The sequence below is a fragment of the Plantactinospora sp. ZYX-F-223 genome (assembly GCF_039649625.1).
In the GTDB taxonomy this organism is placed as follows: Bacteria; Actinomycetota; Actinomycetes; order Mycobacteriales; family Micromonosporaceae; genus Plantactinospora.
The window spans coordinates 106,299-124,154 of sequence record NZ_JBDJAV010000017.1 but is presented as its reverse complement, the minus strand read 5'-3'; the positions used below and the strand labels follow the sequence as shown (position 1 = coordinate 124,154).

Genomic DNA, 17,856 nt, shown 5'->3' with positions numbered 1-17,856 from the left:
CGGCTCACGACGTCGGCAGGAAGTCGTCGGCTGGGTGGGGCCACCGACGCGGGAGGTGGGCATGACGGTGCCGGCGGAGCTGGTGGAGGTCACATCCGAGGCCGAGCTGCGGGAGCTGCTCGGCGAGCCGATGCCACGGGCGGTGACCAAGGAGCGGGTACGACTGCACGAGATCGACCGCGAGTGGCTGGCCGCCTCGCCGTTCTGCCTGGTGGCCACGGCCGACCCGGCCGGCAACTGCGACGTCTCGCCCAAGGGCGACCCGGCCGGCTTCACCCTGGTGCTCGACGACACCACGATCGCCATTCCGGAACGGCCGGGCAACCGGCGCGCGGACGGTTACCGCAACATCCTGGCGAACCCGCACGTCGGGCTGATCTATCTGATTCCTGGCCGGGGCGAGACGCTGCGGATCAACGGTCGGGCCCGGCTGGTCCGGGAGGCGCCGTTCTTCGACGAGATGATCGTCAAGGGGCACCGCCCGATCCTGGCGTTGGTCGTCGAGATCGAACAGATCTTCTTCCACTGTGCCAAGGCGTTCATGCGGTCGTCGCTGTGGCGGCCGGAGACCTGGCATCCGGAGGCGCTGCCGCCGCAGCCGCAGATCGTCAAGCGGGTCCAGCAGACCGAGGAATCGCTGGAGGAACTGGAGCGCTACTACGGCGCCGAGTACGCTCGCCGGCTCTACCAGGGCTGATCCCACGTGCGGTCGGCCGATCGGCCGGGGAACCGCCGTCAGCGGGTGGAGAGCAGCCGCTCGACCGGCAGCCGCCGGATGGAGGCGTCGAGTACCTGCGCGGTGTGCGCCACGGCGATACCGCCGGCTCCGGCGGGCTCCGCCGAGGCCGTACCGACGAGCCGGGGGATGGCGGCGGTGATCTGCATCAGGCAGCCCGGATTGGCGGTCACCAGGAGTCGGGCGCCGGTGGCGAGCACGTCCCGGGCCTTGCGCTCGCCGAGCCGGGCCGCCGGCTCCGGGTTGAGGATGTTCCACACCCCGGCCGAGCCGCAGCACAGCTCCGGGTCGGCGATCTCCCGCAACTCCAGCTCGGGAATGGCCCGCAGCAGCTCCCGGGGCTGACTGCGCACACCTTGGGCGTGCCCGAGATGGCAGGCGTCGTGATAGGCGACGCTGACCGGCAGCGGGTGCCGTCGGGCGACCGGACCGAGTTCGACGAGGAGTTCTGCGAGGTCGCGTACCCGGGCGGCGAACCCGGCGGCCCGCTCGGCGTAGGCCGGGTCGTCGGCGAGCAGTTGGCCGTATTCCTTCAGCGACGAGCCGCAGCCGGCCGCGTTGACCACGAAGTAGTCGATGCCGGTGTCGGCGAAGGCGTCGATCAGGTTCCGGGCGAACGCCTGCGCCTCCGCCTCGCGTCCGTTGTGCACACTCAGCGCGCCGCAGCAGCCCTGCCGGCCCGGATTGATCACCACCTCGCAGCCCTCGGCGGCCAGCACCCGGGCCGTCGCCGCGTTCACCCCGGGGAAGAAGGCGCTCTGCACGCACCCGGTGAGCATCCCCACCACCGCCCGGCGCGGCCCGTACGCCGGTACCCGGTCGGGTGGCTTCGGCGCCCGGGTGAGCCGGGGTGCCAGTGACTCCAGGGTGGCCAACGTCGGCGCCAGCCGGGGCAGCAGCCCGCTCCTGGCCACCAGGCGACGCAGCCCGCTGGCCTGGTACGCCCGCAGCGGTCCGCGCAGCAGCCGCAGCCGCTTCGGGTACGGGAAGAGCGCGAAGACGGCGGCCCGGAGCGCCCGCTCCCGGGCGGGTCGGTGGTGCCGGCGCTCCACCTGCTGCCGGGTGTTCTCGATCAGCGTGTCGTAGCGGACCCCCGAGGGGCACGCGGTGACGCAGGCCATGCAGCCCAGGCAGGCGTCGAAGTGCCCCACCATCGAGTCGCTGAGCGGTTCGCCCTCCAGGCCCTGCCGCATCAGGTGGATCCGGCCCCGGGGCGAGTCCATCTCCTCGCCCCACAGCACGTACGTCGGGCAGGTGGGGAGGCAGAATCCACAGTGCACGCAGTCGGCGACGAGGTCGGCCGGCGGCGGCCGGTGCCCGTCGAAGGCGGGCCCGCCGGGCGCCGGCCCGAGCAGCCCGAGCACGTCCCGGGGCGCGCTGGCCGGCCGGGTACCGCCCGGGGACGGCGCCTCCGGCGCCGGCGGGCTGGCACCGGCTGCGGCGGATCCGGGCGGGAGCGGGTCGGGTGACGTCATCAGATTCCTCCCACGAAGCGTCCGGGCGCCAGCCGCGCGTCGGGATCGAACCGCTGCTTGACCCGGCGCATCAGCTCCAGCCCCTCCACCGGCCCCCACAGGTCGACCCGGTCCCGGACCCGGTCCGGCGCGGTCAGCACCACGGCGTGCCCACCGGCCTCGGTGGCGGCACCCCGCAGCTCCTCGACGACCCGGGCCACCCGGTCCGGCGGGGCCGCCGCCGGCAGGCCGGCGTAGAGCACCCCGGTGCCGGCCGAGCCGCGTACCCCGATCGGCACGTCGTGCCGGTCGGCCGCCGCCCGGCCCGCGGCCAGCAGGTCGGGTACCCCGGAGAGCACCCCGGTGAGCTTGAGCCCGGTGTCGCCGGGCTGCCACGGGTACCGCCCCCACCAGGGTGGCGCCGCCGTGCCGGGCAGCGCCTCGGCACCGAGCAGCCGGGCGGCGGCCTCGGCCCTTCCGGCGACTCCGGCAGGCGTCCCCTCCAGCAGCAGCACCACGTCGTAACCGCCCTCCGGCGGCGCCTCGACCTCCAGGGCGGCCGGCACCAGTTGGGCCCCGAGCACGGTACGGAGCAGTCGGCCGACCCGCGCCAGCCCGTCTGCCCCGGCGGCGGTGACCGGGCAGCGCACGTACGACCGGGCGGCCGGCACCGGGTGCAGCCGGAACACGCACTCGGTGACCAGCCCGAGCGTGCCGTACGCCCCGGTGACGAGCTTGCCGAGGTCGTAGCCGGCGACGTTCTTCACCACCTTGCCCCCGGCGTGCGCCACCACCCCGTCGGCGCGGACCAGGGTGACCCCGATCAGCAGGTCCCGGAGGGTGCCGTAGAGCATCCGGCGCGGCCCGCTGCCGTTCACCGCGACCGCGCCGCCGACGGTGGCGCCGCCGACCGGATCGTCCAGCCCGAGCTGCTGCCCGGCCGGAGCGAGCGCGTGCTGGAGTTCGGCCAGCGGGGTGCCGGCCCCGACCACCACGATCAGGTCGCCGGCGGCGTGCTCGACCACTCCGGTGAGCCGCCGGGTCTCCACCACCAGGTCGAGGCTGCGCGGCGGGTTGCCCCAGTCCGACCTGCTGCCGCGGCCGGCGAAGACCACGCTGAGCCCGAGCCCGGCGGCGGCCCGCAGCAGCGCCGCCGCCTGCGCGGTCGAGCCGGGCGCCGCGACGATCCGGGCCGGTACGCCGCCGATCGCGTCCGCCGGCCCGGCCGGCCGGACCAGTGGGAAGTCGACCCCGGCCGTGCCGTCGCGGGTCGCGCGGTCGGGGTGGGTGCCGGCCGGACGGGCACCGTTCGGGCGGGTGCCGGAGGATGTCGCCGGCCCGTCGTCCCCGGCCGCGGCGATCGCGGCCCGGAGCGTGTCGAGGTGCGCGGTGGTGGTGTCGGGTCCGGGCATGGGTCAGAACACCTCCGCGAGACCGGCCTCCTGGAGTGGATGGGGACCCTTGCGCCGGCCGGGCACCTCGCCACAGAGCCGGGGAGTGGGGAAGATCTTGCCGGGGTTGGCCAGCGAGCGCGGGTCGAAGGCGCAGCGCAGCAACTGCATGGTGTCCAGGTCGTCGTCGGTGTACATCCGGGGCAGGTACTTCGCCTTGTCCATCCCGACGCCGTGCTCCCCGGTGATCGACCCGCCGTACGCGACGCAGAGGTCGAGGATGGCGCCGGAGAGTTCCTCGGCGCGTTCGGCCTGCCCGGGCACCGCGTCGTCGAAGAGGACCAGCGGATGCAGGTTGCCGTCTCCGGCGTGGAAGACGTTCGCCACCCGGATACCGCGCTCGGCGGCGAGTTCGCCGATCCGGCGCAGCACCTCCGGCAGGGCGGTACGCGGGATCACCCCGTCCTGCACGATGTAGTCCGGGCTGATCCGGCCGACGGCGGCGAACGCCGACTTGCGGCCCTTCCAGAAGAGTGCCCGCTCGGCGTCGTCGGCGGCGATCCGGATCTCGAACGCGGCGTTGGCCCGGCAGAGCCGCTCCACCTCGGCGAATTGCGCCTCGACCTCGGCGGCCGGGCCGTCCAGTTCGACGATCAGCACCGCGCCCGCGCCGGCCGGATAGCCGCAGTGCACCGCCGCCTCGGCCGCCTCGATGGCGAGCGCGTCCATCATCTCCACCGCTGCCGGCACCACCCCGGCGGCGATGATCGCCGAGGTCGCCGCCCCGGCCGCGTCCGTGCTGGCGAAGGCGGCGAGCAGGGTACGCACCGACTCCGGCAGCCGGACCAGCCGGACGGTGACCTCGGTGGCGATCCCGAGGGTGCCCTCCGAGCCGACGAAGGCGCCGACCAGGTCGTAGCCGGGGCTGTCCGGTGCCGCCCCGCCGAGCCGGACCAGGTCGCCGTCCGGGGTGACCACCTCCAACCCGAGTACGTGATTGGTGGTGAAGCCGTATTTCAGGCAGTGCGCCCCGCCGGAGTTCTCCGCCACGTTCCCGCCGATCGAGCAGATCTGCTGGCTGGACGGGTCGGGGGCGTAGTAGTAGCCGTACGGGGTGGCGGCCCGGGTGACCGCCAGGTTGATCACGCCCGGCTCGACCACGGCCCGTTCGTCGGCCGGCAGCACCTCCCGGATGGTGCGCAGCCGGGAGGTGACGATCAGTACCCCGTCGGCGTGCGGCAGGGCGCCGCCGGAGAGCCCGGTGCCGGAGCCTCGGGCCACGAACGGCACCCCGGCGGCCACACAGGCCCGGACCACCAGGGCGCACTCTCCGGCGGTCCGCGGCAGCACCACCAGCGCCGGCACCACCCGGTACTGGGCCAGCCCGTCGCACTCGTAGGTCCGTAACCGGGCCCGGTCGTCGATCACCTGCTCGTCACCGAGAACGCCGCGCAGCTCGGCGGCCAACCTCTCGATCTGGGGTCGGGGCATCGTCGACCTCCGGTCTCTGCGCGGCGCGGTGGCCGGCGCCGCCTGCGCGCCTCGGCCGCCACGCGTCGGGTCTCAGGGCACTTCTACGCCGCTTCCGTTCAGGTGTGTCCGGCTCAGGGCATCCGCTCGTACGCGGGCAGGGTGAGGAAGTCGACGAACTCGTCCGCCACGGCGACCTCCATGAACAGCCCGCGTGCCTCGGCGTACCGGTCGGGGTCGGCGCCGAGCTTGGCGATCTCCTCGTCGGCGATCCGCTCGACCAGCTCCCGGGTCACCCGGACGCCGGTGTCCAGCGTGACGTCGTTGTGCAGCCACTGCCAGACCTGGGAGCGGGAGATCTCGGCGGTCGCCGCGTCCTCCATCAGGTTGAAGATGGCGACCGCGCCGGAGCCGGCCAGCCAGCTCGCCAGGTATTGGATGCCGACGCTGACGTCGTTTCGCAGCCCCGCCTCGGTCGGGGCGCCGGGGGTGGCCGCCACGTCGAGCAGTTGCGCCGCGCTGACCCGTACCTCGTCGCGGGTCCGGTCGAGTTGGTGCGGCCGGTCGCCGAGCACCCGGTCGAAGACCTCGCGGCAGACCGGCACCAGGTCGGGGTGGGCCACCCAGGAGCCGTCGAAGCCGTCGTTCGCCTCCCGGGTCTTGTCGTCCCGGACCTTTGCCAGGGCGGTCTCGTTGACCTGCGGGTCCCGCCGGCTGGGGATGAAGGCGGCCATCCCGCCGATCGCGTGCGCGCCGCGCCGGTGACAGGTCCGGACCAGCAGTTCGGTGTACGCCCGCATGAACGGCGCGGTCATCGTCACCGCGTTCCGGTCCGGCAGCAGGAAGTCGGCACCCCGGGTACGGAACTTCTTGATCACGCTGAACATGTAGTCCCAGCGGCCGGCGTTCAGTCCGGCGGAGTGCTCGCGCAGCTCGTAGAGGATCTCGTCCATCTCGAAGGCGGCCGGGAAGGTCTCGATCAGCACGGTGGCCCGGATCGTGCCGCGCGGGATGCCGAGCCACTCCTGGGCGGCTCCGAAGACGTCGTTCCAGAGCCGCGCCTCCAGGTGGCTCTCCAGTTTGGGCAGGTAGAAGTACGGGCCGGAGCCGGCGTCGAGCTGCGGCCGGGCGCAGTGGAAGAAGTAGAGGCCGAAGTCGACCAGGCTGCCGGAGGTGCGCTCGCCGTCGACCAGGATGTGCTTCTCCGGCAGGTGCCAGCCGCGCGGCCGGACCACGATGGTCGCCAGCTCGCCGTCGCGCAGCCGGTAGTGTTTCCCCTCCGGCGTGCGCAGTTCCAGCTTGCGGGCGATCGCGTCCCGGAGGTTGAGCTGGCCCTCGACCACGTTGCGCCAGAGCGGGGTGTTGGCGTCCTCGTGGTCGGCGAGCCAGACCTTGGCGCCGGAGTTGAGCGCGTTGATGGTCATCTTGGCGTCGGTCGGCCCGGTGATCTCGACCCGCCGGTCGACCAGCCCGGGTGCCGGCTCGGCGACCCGCCAATCACCGGCCCGGATCTCCGCCGTCTCGGGCAGGAAGTCGAGGGTGCCGCCGGCGGCCAGCGCCGCCGCCCGGTCGTCGCGCAGCGCCAGCAGTTCCCGGCGGCGGCCGTCGAACGACCGGTGCAGCCGGGCCACGAAGTCGAGCGCTTCGCCAGTGAGTATCTCCTGGTAGCGGTCGTTCATCGGTCCGGTGACCTGGACGCCCTGCGGCAGCTTCATCGCCGACCTCCTCGTAGATGATCCCCGTGATCAGGGTACGGCGCCCCGGGCGTTCCGGCCCGGCGTGCTCGACCCGGATCACGGGGATCGCGGTGGTGCACCGGCTCAGCGGATCGCGCCGCCGTTGGCCCGGCAGGTGTCCCGGACGTGCCAGAAGTCGCTGAGGTAGTCGTCGTGGATGCCCCGGCCCATCACCCGCAGCATCGCCTCGTCGGCCTGGCGCAGCGCGGAGACGTTGTAGTTGTGGCTGCCGGTGAAGACCCGGGGCACGATGTCGTCGTCGTACGCGCCGTCGATGATCATGTATTTGTTGTGCGTCCGGATGTCCCGGCCCGGCCCGACGTTGTAGTTGCACCGGGTGAGCTGGACGTTGCTGCCCAGCGCGTTCAGCACCCCGGCGTTCGCCTCGCTGTAGACGACGTCGACCCAGCAGCCGGCGTTGCGCAGCGCGGTGAGCTTCTTGGCCACCTCGGGGCGGTTGAACGAGAACATGTTGACCCGTACGTCGGTCTGCCGGCGGGTGCCGTTGTCGTCGTACGAGCAGGAGGCGACCGAGTCGAGCACGCTGACGATGGTGTCGGTGGCCGGGTCGCTGACCGGCTGCCCGGAGCGCTCCCGCCGGGGGAAGAAGTACGCCCGGTACGTCGTACCGGTCGGGGTGCCCCAGTAGTAGTTGTTGTTGCCGGCCGAGTTGTAGCGGTACGACCGCAGGTCCGCGAAGTACTGCCGGTACGCCTGGTAGGTGGTGGCGTCGCTGAAGGTCAGCCCGTTGTTGTACGCCTCGTTCGCGTCCCACCAGCCCAGGTTCGCCGAGCCCTGGAAGACCACGTTGGACACCGTCGAGCCGCTGTTGAGCACGATGCTGGACGCGATCAGGAACTTGTTGTGGTTGTAGGCCGTCACCGACGAGTCGGTGTAGTCGATCCGGCGGGTGCCGATGCAGCCCCGGTCGGCGCTGGGGAACTGGTCGGCGCAGTGCACGATGTACGACCCGGCGGTGTCGTTGCTGCCGAGCACCGGGAGCAGCCGCTGGTAGGGCCGCTGGCTGACCTGCTCGTGATCCAGGATGATTTTGACGCGTACCCCCCGCTGGTGCGCGTTCAGCAGCCGTCCGGGCAGGTCGGGAGTGGTCTCCGAGTCGGTGACGTCGGTGACGCCGAACCCGAACCAGGACATCTGGATCTCGCCGCCGGCCGGTACCCGGTCGATGATCCGGGCGAGCTGGATGAAGATCGCGTTCTGCTGCGCGGCCGTGCCGGTCGGCCGGTTGAAGACCGCGTCGTTCATCGTCGGATCCGGCTCGGCCGCGCTGGCCGGCCCCGCGCCCAGCGCCGGTGCCCCGAGCGTGCCGGCGGCGAGGATGAAGACGAGTGCCGACCGGGCGACCAGACGTGGCGAAAATCTACGCATCCGCATGGCTAGATGATTGCACCGAACTGTGACCGACGGAACCTCCGTTCCCGGTACGGATCGGCCGCCCGGCGCGGTTGCCCCGGAGGTGAGCGGTCGGGACGTGGACGTGGTGGTGATCGGGGCCGGTCAGGCGGGACTCTCCGCCGGCTACTTCCTCGGCCGGAGCGGATTCGCGCCGGAGACCGGCTACGTGCTGCTGGACGGCGGCGCCGGACCGGGCGGCGCCTGGCGGGACCGCTGGCCGACGCTGCGGATGTCCGCCGTGCACGGCGTGCACGACCTGCCCGGCCGAGCGCTCGGCGAGGTCGATCCGGACCGGCCGGCCGCCGAGGTGGTCGCGGACTACTTCGCCGGGTACGAGCGGGAGTTCGGCCTGCCGGTGCACCGCCCGGTGAACGTGACCGCGGTGCACGACCGGGACGACGGCCGACTCGAGGTGCGGACCGACGCCGGGCGATGGCGTACCCGGGCGCTGGTCAACGCGACCGGGACCTGGCGGCACCCGTTCTGGCCGTACTATCCCGGCCAGGAGTCGTTCGCCGGCCGGCAGTTGCACACCGCCGACTACCGGGGACCGGCCGAGTTCGCCGGCCGCCGGGTGGTGGTGGTCGGCGGCGGCACCTCCGCCCTCCAGTTGCTGGACGAGATCGCCACGGTCGCCGCCGAGACCCGCTGGGTCACCCGACGGCCGCCGGTGATCGTCGAGGGTGCGTACACCCCGGAGTGGGGTCGGGCCGCGGTCGCCCGGGTCGACGCCCGGGTCCGGGCCGGACTGCCGCCGGCCAGTGTCGTCGCCGCGACCGGTCTGGTGTGGACGGAGCAACTGCGCCGGATGCGGGCACAGGGCCTGCTGCACCGGCTGCCGATGTTCGCCCGGATCACCCCGGACGGCGTCGTCTGGCCCGACGGCACCAGCTTCGCCGCCGACGTGATCCTCTGGTGCACCGGATTCCGGGCCGCCCTCGACCATCTCGCGCCGCTGCGGTTGCGAGGGCCGGGCGGAGGAATTGTGATGGACGGGACCCGGGTGGTCGCCGACGACCGGGTGCACCTGATCGGGTACGGACCGTCGGCGAGCACGATCGGCGCGAACCGGGCCGGCCGGTCCGCCGTACGGGAGATAAGGCGGCTGCTCGACGCAGTTCCGGCTCCGGCGTGAATGCCGCGCTGACCTGCTGAAACGTCCTGCCGAGCGGACCGGCGGAGCGCCCTAACACGCCCCGCCGGGCGGCTCACCGCATTTGACGAATCGGGCTGGAAGCGGCAACGTAGGGCAAGTACGGCCTGTCGCCACGAGTTGGGGGCTCGGCGCGACGTGCACCGGCCGTACCCAGGCGTCAGCCCGGTCCGCGCAGCGGGTGGACCAGACGAACGGGCTGGCTACATGACCGATGGCCGTCGCGCTGTAGGGCCCAGTTGGCCTGACGCGGGTGCCCGGGGCACGCCCGCCGGATGGGCGCACGGGCCGAGCACACGAAAATCCACGAGGAGTCTGCATGCTCACCATGACCGAGAACGCCGTACTCGTGATCCGGGACCTGACCGCACAACAGGAGGTGCCGGACGGCGCCGGCCTGCGTATCGCCAGCGACCTCACCGCCGGGTCGCTCAACCTCACCCTGGCGGAGAGCCCCGCCCAGGGTGACCAGGTGGTGGACAGCGACGGCGCCCGGGTCTTCCTCGACCCGCAGGCCGCGCAGATTCTCGACGACAAGGCCCTGGACGCCGCGGTGGACGCACAGGGTGCGGTGCAGTTCGGCTTCGCGGAGCAGGGCCCGACGACCTGACGCCGTAGCCCGGACCTTCGACCTGGATCGGGCCTCCCGCCGGCTGGGATCACCGGCGGGTGGCCCGGTCCTGGTCAGGTACAGTCCAGCCGTGCATCGCTGCTTCCCGATCACCCCGCCCCCGCGCCTCTGAGCGGGGCGACAACCCCAGCGCGTCGTGCCGATCCGGCCGGTGCGCTGTTTCCTGTCGGGTGATCCTGGGCTCGCCCCGCTTCCGCGACCATTTCCCCCTCTCGTCGCAGGAGCGCGAACCCTCATGCACACCTCTTCCGCACCACTGGCCGCCGTGCGCCACCGGTCCGGTGCCGGCCTGTGGTTTCTGATCGTCTCTGGCACCCTCTGGGGCACCGGTGGGCTCACCGGCAGCCTGCTGGGTCGGCACACCGGGCTCTCTCCGGTCGCGGTCGCCGGATACCGGCTGGCCGTCGGCGGGATCCTGATCGTGGCCTTCCTCGCCCTCACCGGACGCCGCCCGCCGCGCGGCCGGGCGGCCTGGACCCGGATCGCCGTCTTCGGCGTACTGGCCGGGCTCTACCAGGTCTGTTACTTCGGCGCGGTGTCGCTGACCTCGGTCAGCCTCGCCACCCTGGTCACCATCGGCGCCGCCCCACTGCTGGTGCTCGGCGCCGAGGCGGTCGCCGGCCAGCGCCGGGTGGACCGGCGTACCGCCGGAACCTGCGCGCTGGCGGTGGCCGGGCTGGTGCTGCTGGTTGGGCTGCCGGCCGGCGGCTTCGGGGCACTCGCGGTGCTCTCCAGCGCGCTGCTCGCACTGGTCTCCGCCGCCGGATTCGCCGCGATCACCCTGGTCGGGGCCCGGCCGGTGCCGGGACTGGACGAACTCGCCGGCACCGGGTACGGCTTCACCCTCGGCGGGCTGCTGGTGGCGGCACTGGCCGCCGGCACGGTGGGGCTCGGTTTCCCGCCCGGTCCCGCCGCCCTCGGGCTGCTGGTCGCGCTGGGCACCGGGCCGACCGCGGTGGCGTACCTGCTCTACTTCCGCGGGCTGCGTACCGTCCGGCCCGGCACCGCGGCGCTGCTGGCGCTGCTGGAGCCGCTGGTCGGCGCGGTACTCGCCGCGCTGCTGCTCGGTGACCGGCTCGGCCCGGTCGGCCTGCTCGGCGCGGCGCTGCTCGGTACGGCCGTGGTGCTCGCCGCCCGGTCGCCGGTCGCGCCGGCGTAGAGTCGCGGGCCGACGTCCACCGCCCCGTCTCCGGCCCGGGACCGCGCCAGGGCGGGGACGGGGGAGGGAGACGACGGGACTTCAACGAGCGTGCCCGCCGCCGCGGTGCGGCGGGCCGGGCCGGCGAGCCGGGCCAGCTCCGGCAGCACCTGGCCGAGCGGTGCGTCGATGGTCAGCTCGGCGTAGTCGTCGCCCCGGGTCGGGCCCTGGTTGACGATCACCACCGGAATGTCGAGCTTCGCGGCCCGGATCACGAACCGGCGGCCGGACATCACCGTCAGGGAGGAGCCGAGCACCAGCAGCAGCCGGGCCCGCTCGACCAGTTCGAAGCAGGTCCGGACCCGGTCCGGCGGTACGGACTCGCCGAAGAAGACCACGTCCGGCTTGAGCATGCCGCCCGGGCACGCCTGGCAGTCCACGGTCTGGAAGCCCTCGACCAGCTCGTCCGGCAGCTCGACGTCGCCGTCCGGGTTCACCGTGTCGGACCGGGCGGCGAACTCGGGATTGGCGAGCCGCAGCCGCCGGTCCAGCGTCTCGCGGTCGGTGGTCTCGCCACAGCCCAGGCAGATCACCCGGGCCAGGCTGCCGTGCAGTTCGACCACGGACCGGGCGCCGCCCGCCTGGTGCAGGCCGTCCACGTTCTGGGTGAGGATGCCGGCCAGCAGCCCGCGCCGGTCGAGTTCGGCGACCGCCCGGTGCCCGGCGTTCGGGGTGGCCCGGGCGATGGTACGCCAGCCGAGGTGGCTGCGCGCCCAGTAGCGGCGCCGGGCCACCGGGTCGCCGACGAACGCCTGGTACGTCATCGGGGTGTGCCGGCGCAGCGCCCCGCTCGGCCCCCGGTAGTCGGGAATCCCGGAGTCGGTCGACAGGCCGGCACCGCTGAGCACCAGCACGTCGCCACCGGTCAGCAGTTGCGCCAGCGGGGCGTAGCGTTCGGCGCTCGGGTTGTCCACCCGTCCATGCTGCCTCGCCGCACACCGCCGTGGCGAGTCGCCGATGCGTGGCGAGTACGGCACCGGCCAGGGGTAACGCAGATCACCGAGCCCCTTCAGCCGGAACCGTGCGGCCCAGCTCCCCGGTCAGCGTGCCGTGCGCCGAGCAGGTGCCGTACCGGCCGACGGAGGTGGCGACGGTGCGGTCCCGTCCGCTGCCGGTTCGGCCGGCGGGGTGCTGAAGGTGAGCGGTTCGGAGAGCGGGCTCAGGGTGTAGCCCGAGCCGACCAGCGCGGCGGCGCGGACCGCCACGGTGTACTCGGTGCCCGGGGTCAGCGCGACGAAGGTGACGGTGGTGGACGGCATCGAGGAGAAGCCCTGCCACTCGCCGTCCACCAACCGCTGCATGGAATACCGGAAGACCGGACCGGCGGACGGCGCCCAGGTCAGCGTCGCGCCGGTCGGGGTGATGCCGGTGGCCACCGGTTGGCCGGGCGGCGGGAGCGGGATCAGTGGATCGGCCTGCGCGGGGGCACCCGGCAGGGCCAGCAGGGCGGCCACGGTGAGGAGGGCGGTGTGCAGGAGGGTGGGCAGCTTGCGTCCGAGCATGGTGAGAGCCTTTCTGAGTACGACTGCTCCAGCGCCCGGCCCCTATTGACAGTTATCAAACTATGTCGGCTCCCCCGTTGTCCAGAGGTGGCGCCTCCGGTCGGGTCGCAGCCCGTGTCCTCGATCGGACAGGCGTACTAAGTGTGGTCGAATGTTGACTGAGAGTAATGTCGACCGGGCAGGTATCGCCGCGCGGACCAGGCGTTCCACCTGTACGTCTCCCCCTGAACCACACACCGACGTCAGGCCGGCGCGCCACCGGCCGGGCGTCCCCCGGTCCCCGCGGTGCGGCCCGGCACCGCGGGGACCGGCCTGCTTCGGGTGGGGCCTGGCCGCAGGTGGAGCGGGGCCGGCCACGAGCGCGCGGCGCCGCCGGTGGAACGTTGGCGTCGCCGCGCTCTGGCCGTCTCCCGCCCGCGCAGCCCATCGGCGGTACGCCAGCGGGGACCTGGCTCGACCGGTCCGCCTCGTCGGTCGTTCCGGCTAGGTGTGGGGTTTCCCACCGTGCCCGGAAGCAAACCCGATGCCCGGCCGGACCTGGTAGGGGCTGAACCGGGTGGGTTCGTCGGCCGTCCCAGCGGCCACACCCGTCCCAGGAGGCGCGGAATCAACGCCCCGCTTCCTGGGTAAGGAGGGGGCCATGGAGCACTTCACGATCGCTACCGTCGCCGAGGAGAGCCCGGACTTCCGCCGGGTGTTGTGGACCGGCAAGCACACCCAGTTGGTCATCATGACGATCCCGCCGGGCGGCGAGATCGGCGAGGAGGTGCATGAGGACATCGACCAGATCCTCACCTTCGTCAGCGGCACCGGGGAGGCCCGGGTCAGCGGCCAGACCCGCAAGGTGACCCAGGGCGACCTGGTGGTCGTACCGGCCGGGCGGAAGCACAACTTCGTCAACACCGGCCCCAACCCGCTGGTGCTCTACACGATCTACGGCCCTCCGGAGCACGCCGACCAGGCGGTGCACCACACCAAGGAGGAAGCCGACGCGATGGAGGAGGCCGGCAAGGACGAGCCGCCGACGAGCTGACCGGGGTACGGCCGCGTCAGTCCATCGGTTCCGCGAGGAGATCGAGGGTGAGCGCGGCCGTCCAGCTGAAGGCCGCAGAGCCGATCCCGGCACCGCTGTCGGGGTGGAAGTACTCGTAGTAGCCGGAGTTCCGGGCCAGGTCGAGCAGTGCCGAGCGCAGCTTGTCGGCCAGCCCGTCCCGGCCGTGCGTACGCAGTCCGGACCGGAGCAGCCAGTTGATGTTGAACCAGACCGGTCCGCGCCAGTACCGGAACGGGTCGAAGTCGACGGCGGAGCGGTCGTAGCTGGGTACCGGCATGGGACCGACCCCGAACCGGGTCGACTCCAGCGCGGCCACCAGGCTTGCCACCTGCGCGGCCGGCAGCCCCGGCAGGACCAGCGGCAGCAGCCCGTTGACGCACCGGGCCGGGCTGTGCCGGCCGGTCCGGACGTCCAGCGCGTGGAACATCCCGGTGGCCGGGACGAAGAGCCGGTCCAGCAGTTGCCGGGTGATCTCGGCGGCCTGGTCCCGGTGCGGTGCCGGGTCGGCGCCGACCACCTCGGCGATCCGGGCCAGCGCCAGCTCGGCCGCGCCACGCAGCGCGTTGAACCCGGGGCATTCGACGAGGAACGGATGCCGTACCGCCAGATCCGCGTCCCGGTAACCCCCGTCCCGGTACGACAGCGCGATGGCCAGGTAGCGGGCGTAGTCGTCGTCGGTGGGGCGGTGGTCGGAGGAGACGACCTGGTTGTCCCGCCGGACGTACCGGCGCAACACCTCCGCCGCCACCGGTACGGCGCCGAGCGCCTCGTCCCAGCACGGGCTGTTGTCGAGCCCGGACTCCCACGGGTGCACGATCGCGGCGAGCCCGGCGCCGCCGACGTCCCGGGCGGTGGCCAGGTATTCCTGCTGGGCGACGAGTCGCGGATAGAGCCAGCGAAGTTCCGCCGTGGCCGCCTCGTCCGGCGCGCGCCGATAGACCTCCCAGGCGCCGACCGCGTGCACCGGTGGCTGGACTATCCCGCTGCTCAGCCTGACCGGCCCGGCACCGTTGCCCGACGCGCCGATGCCGCCGGACGCCGCCCTGCCGTTGGGGCTCGGGAGTCCGCCGGATGCCGTACCGACGCTGGCGGCCGGGAGGTCGCCGTCGTGCGTCACGCCACCCGGGCGGGGTGGACTGCCGCCGGTCCAGAAGGTCGGGCCCGGGAAGTAGTCGCGTTCGGTGACCCCGGGGTCGAAGACGATGTGCGGTACCCGCCCGTCCGGCCACTGCGCCGCGAACAGGCTGCGCAGGTCGCGCCAGGCGCGGTCCGGTGCGACGTGGGCCAGCCCGATGCTGATGAAGCCGGCGTCCCAGCTCCACTGGTGCGGATAGAGGGTACGGGACGGCACCGTGTGGGTGCCGGTCCAGTTGGTGGCCAGGATCGCGGCCGCGCCGCGCCAGGTCTCCGCGTCGGCCTCGCCGAGGTGCTCCGGTACGTCAACTGGTTCGCTCGATCCGGTCGCCCGGACGCGCTTCGCGGCGTGAGACATAACCACTCAACGCCTAGTGCCAGTACGCCGTCGTTGTCAAATTTCGGTCCACCTCGCCGCCCCCGGTCCGGCCACCGGCGCCGACCCGCCGGGGTGCGGTCACCGGGAGGTCGCCGAGGTCGCGCCGCGACCGGGAGATCGCCGACGTCATCCCGCCACCGGCAGGCTGTCCACGTCGACGGTCTCCGGGTACTTCAGCCCGGCGCCGGTGTTCAGCACCACCACCCGCTCGTCGGCGCGGATCCAGCCGCCGGCCCGTAGCTGCCGGACGGCGGTGAGGCAGGCGGCTCCCTCGGGGCAGAGCAGCAGACCCTCCCGGGCGCCGAAGTCGTGCAGGTCGGCGAGGATCGCCTCGTCGTCGACGGCGACCGCCGTACCGGCGGTGTCCCGGAGCGCGTCGAGGATGAGCTCGTCGCCGAGCGGCGCCGGCACGTTGATGCCGAAGGCGACGGTCCAGGCGTCGGCCCACGGCTCGGCCCGGGTCGCACCGGCGCCGAAGGCGCGCACGATCGGGGCGCAGCCGGTGGACTGCACGGCGACCAGCCGGGGCAGGGTGTCGCCGATCCAGCCGAGGTCCCGCATCTCGTGCAGTGCCTTGTGGATGCCGATCAGCCCCACCCCGCCGCCGGTCGGATAGACGATGACGTCGGGCACCCGCCAGCCGAGCTGCTCGACGATCTCGTACCCCATGGTCTTCTTGCCCTCCAGCCGGTACGGCTCCTTGAGGGTGCTGACGTCGAAGATCTCCCCGTCCGGTGAGCCGCCCGAGCCGGCGATCAGTTTTCCGACGTACCGGCCGGCGTCGCCGATCAGGCCGTCGATCAGGTGCAGTTCGGCACCGGCCGCCACGCACTCCCGGCGGGTGATGGTGGGCGCGCCGAGCGGCATGGCGATGGTGGCCCGCAGTCCGGCCCGGGCGGCATAGGTGGCCCAGGCGGCACCGGCGTTCCCGTTGGTCGGCATCGCCACGTGCCGAATGCCCAGTTCGCGGGCCCGGGACACCCCGACGGCGGCGCCCCTGGCCTTGAACGAGCCGGTCGGCACCAGCCCCTCGTCCTTGATCAGCAGACCCGGTACGCCGACCGACTCGCCGTACCGGGCTGCCGGCAGCAGCGGGGTCCAGCCCTCGCCGAACGTGGTGACGTGCCGGTCCTCGGCGACCGGCAACAGTTCGCGGTAGCGCCAGAGGTCGGCCGACCGCCCGGCCAGCGCGGCCGGGTCCACCGCCTTGCGCACCTCGGCGAGGTCGTACCGGGCCAGCAGCGGCGAGCCGCACGAGCAGAGGTTCTGCGGGCGGTCCGCGGGGTAGCGGGTGTCGCAGCGCGGGCAGTGCAGGTGCGTCAGATACACCGGGCGGCCTCCGATACCTCGGTTTCTCCCATGATCCCTGCCGGGCGGCCGGCCCGCGCGGTAACGGCCGCGTGTTCGATCACTCTTTCGCGCCCCGGCCACCGGGAAGTCGGGCACCGCCGGTGCCGAAAGTGGCGTCGCGGGCGTCGGGTCAGTTGTCGACGGCGAGCCAGTGCCGACTGCGCCGGCCCGGCAGGTATCCGGCGTCCAGCCGCTTGGCCAGCACGCCGGCCAGCCCCTGCTCGCGGCTCGCGTCGAGGGCGTACCGGCCACCGCCGGGAAAGTACGGGGGCGTCTGCCAGTGCGGCCCGGACAGGGCCAGGCCGTCGAGGAGTTCACGGCGCTGGGCGTACGGCAGGTCCAGGCTGCTCGTCCCCTCCAGCCAGAGCAGGTCGAAGATGAGGTACTGGCTGCCGTCCCGGGCCGGAGGGCGCTGGCCAGCCGAGCGGGGCGCCGCCGGGCGTACCCGACCGGCCCGGTCGAAACTGACCAGCTCGCCGTCCAGCACCGCCTCGGTGGGAGCCAGCGCCTCGGCCAGCTCCCGCAGTTGCGGGTACGCCGAGGTGAGGTCGTCGTCCTCGCCGGAGCGGAGCCGGAGCCGGCCGCCGGAGATGTACCCGATGGCCCGCAGGCCGTCCCAGCGCATCTCGTAACCCCAGGCCGCGTCGTCGGCCGGCAGCTTCGCCGCCGTGGCGGCGCGCATCGGGCGGACCCGTTCCGGCATCGACTGCCAACCCGGCGGTGCCGGATCCAGCCGGCGGACCATCCAGTCCCGCTCGCTGCGCCCGGTGCCGGCCCGGCCCGACTCGCCGCCCCGGGCCGCCCGGAACAGCACGTAACGCCCGGAGACCTTCCCGCCGCGCAGCGCCACCAGCACCTCGTCGTCGCGCCACTTCTCGCAGGTGTAGTCGCCCCGGTCGAAGACGGTCATCCGGCCGCCGCCGTACTCGCCGGCCGGGATCTCGCCCGAGAACTCCAGGTATTCCAGTGGATGATCTTCGGTGTGCACCGCGAGGTGGCTGCGCCCGGGCTCGCGCGGCAGCCCGCGCGGCACCGCCCAGGAGGCGAGCACCCCGTCCCGCTCCAGCCGCAGGTCCCAGTGCAGCGCCCGGGCGTGGTGCTGCTGGATGACGAACCGGTTCCCGGGGCGCGCCGCGGCCGGCTCCGCGCCCGGTTCCGGCTCCGGCACCGGTTCGGGCGTGCGCGCCCGGTCGCGCTTGCGCCGGTACTCGTCCAGCCGGTCACCCATGCCGGCCATTCTCCGCCGATCCGG

At 73.3% G+C, this 17,856-nt stretch carries 14 protein-coding genes and 1 pseudogene; 5 read left to right on the top strand and 10 right to left on the bottom strand.

Going from position 1 to position 17,856, the window contains the following annotated elements:
* The first annotated feature begins 61 nt into the window (after nucleotides 1-61).
* On the top strand, nucleotides 62-697 hold the full coding sequence (locus AAH979_RS18960) for a pyridoxamine 5'-phosphate oxidase family protein (RefSeq protein WP_346259448.1): 636 nt from the start codon (nucleotides 62-64) through the stop codon (nucleotides 695-697).
* Between the two features lie 38 nt (nucleotides 698-735).
* Here AAH979_RS18960 and AAH979_RS18955 read toward each other — a convergent pair whose 3' ends face one another.
* The 5 genes from AAH979_RS18955 to AAH979_RS18935 form a co-directional block, all read right to left on the bottom strand.
* A complete protein-coding gene (locus AAH979_RS18955; protein WP_346259447.1) occupies nucleotides 736-2,211 on the bottom strand; it encodes a heterodisulfide reductase-related iron-sulfur binding cluster in 1,476 nt (491 codons plus the stop codon).
* Complete coding sequence (locus AAH979_RS18950; protein ID WP_346259446.1) at nucleotides 2,211-3,602, bottom strand: FAD-binding oxidoreductase; 1,392 nt, start codon at nucleotides 3,600-3,602, stop codon at nucleotides 2,211-2,213. Before AAH979_RS18950 ends, AAH979_RS18955 begins: the two co-directional genes overlap by 1 nt.
* 3 nt (nucleotides 3,603-3,605) lie before the next feature.
* Complete coding sequence (locus tag AAH979_RS18945) at nucleotides 3,606-5,072, bottom strand: FAD-linked oxidase C-terminal domain-containing protein (RefSeq protein WP_346259445.1); 1,467 nt, start codon at nucleotides 5,070-5,072, stop codon at nucleotides 3,606-3,608.
* Nucleotides 5,073-5,185: 113 nt separating this feature from the next.
* Nucleotides 5,186-6,766 carry a malate synthase A gene (gene aceB, locus AAH979_RS18940; protein ID WP_346259444.1) on the bottom strand — a complete coding sequence of 527 codons (1,581 nt, stop codon included), beginning with the start codon at nucleotides 6,764-6,766 and terminating at the stop codon, nucleotides 5,186-5,188.
* A gap of 105 nt (nucleotides 6,767-6,871) precedes the next feature.
* Nucleotides 6,872-8,182 carry a phospholipase D-like domain-containing protein gene (locus AAH979_RS18935; RefSeq protein ID WP_346259443.1) on the bottom strand — a complete coding sequence of 437 codons (1,311 nt, stop codon included), beginning with the start codon at nucleotides 8,180-8,182 and terminating at the stop codon, nucleotides 6,872-6,874.
* Nucleotides 8,183-8,264: 82 nt separating this feature from the next.
* On the opposite strand from AAH979_RS18935, the gene AAH979_RS18930 reads away from it, so the two are divergent.
* From AAH979_RS18930 to AAH979_RS18920, 3 genes are all read left to right on the top strand, one after another.
* A complete protein-coding gene (locus tag AAH979_RS18930; protein ID WP_346259442.1) occupies nucleotides 8,265-9,338 on the top strand; it encodes an NAD(P)-binding domain-containing protein in 1,074 nt (357 codons plus the stop codon).
* A 337-nt stretch (nucleotides 9,339-9,675) separates the two neighbouring features.
* The gene (locus AAH979_RS18925; protein ID WP_346259441.1) at nucleotides 9,676-9,966 is read left to right on the top strand and encodes an adhesin; all 291 of its coding nucleotides are present in this window, start codon (nucleotides 9,676-9,678) and stop codon (nucleotides 9,964-9,966) included.
* 256 nt (nucleotides 9,967-10,222) lie between these two features.
* Nucleotides 10,223-11,146 (top strand): DMT family transporter, encoded by a 924-nt coding sequence (locus tag AAH979_RS18920; RefSeq protein WP_346259440.1) that lies wholly within the window; start codon nucleotides 10,223-10,225, stop codon nucleotides 11,144-11,146.
* A 98-nt stretch (nucleotides 11,147-11,244) separates the two neighbouring features.
* Here AAH979_RS18920 and AAH979_RS18915 read toward each other — a convergent pair.
* Nucleotides 11,245-12,099: pseudogene (locus tag AAH979_RS18915) on the bottom strand (NAD-dependent protein deacetylase); the annotation flags it as partial.
* Nucleotides 12,100-12,225: 126 nt separating this feature from the next.
* Nucleotides 12,226-12,687 carry a fibronectin type III domain-containing protein gene (locus tag AAH979_RS18910; RefSeq protein WP_346259439.1) on the bottom strand — a complete coding sequence of 154 codons (462 nt, stop codon included), beginning with the start codon at nucleotides 12,685-12,687 and terminating at the stop codon, nucleotides 12,226-12,228.
* Between the two features lie 640 nt (nucleotides 12,688-13,327).
* Between AAH979_RS18910 and AAH979_RS18905 the strand changes: the two genes are divergently transcribed.
* Complete coding sequence (locus tag AAH979_RS18905) at nucleotides 13,328-13,720, top strand: cupin domain-containing protein (protein ID WP_107267926.1); 393 nt, start codon at nucleotides 13,328-13,330, stop codon at nucleotides 13,718-13,720.
* Between the two features lie 16 nt (nucleotides 13,721-13,736).
* Here AAH979_RS18905 and AAH979_RS18900 read toward each other — a convergent pair whose 3' ends face one another.
* From AAH979_RS18900 to AAH979_RS18890, 3 genes are all read right to left on the bottom strand, one after another.
* Nucleotides 13,737-15,233 (bottom strand): hypothetical protein, encoded by a 1,497-nt coding sequence (locus AAH979_RS18900; RefSeq protein ID WP_346259438.1) that lies wholly within the window; start codon nucleotides 15,231-15,233, stop codon nucleotides 13,737-13,739.
* Nucleotides 15,234-15,380: 147 nt separating this feature from the next.
* Entirely contained in the window at nucleotides 15,381-16,583 is a 1,203-nt protein-coding gene (locus tag AAH979_RS18895) for a threonine synthase (RefSeq protein WP_346259437.1), read from the bottom strand.
* Between the two features lie 151 nt (nucleotides 16,584-16,734).
* Nucleotides 16,735-17,832 carry a DNA polymerase ligase N-terminal domain-containing protein gene (locus AAH979_RS18890; RefSeq protein ID WP_346259436.1) on the bottom strand — a complete coding sequence of 366 codons (1,098 nt, stop codon included), beginning with the start codon at nucleotides 17,830-17,832 and terminating at the stop codon, nucleotides 16,735-16,737.
* Nucleotides 17,833-17,856: the final 24 nt, after the last annotated feature.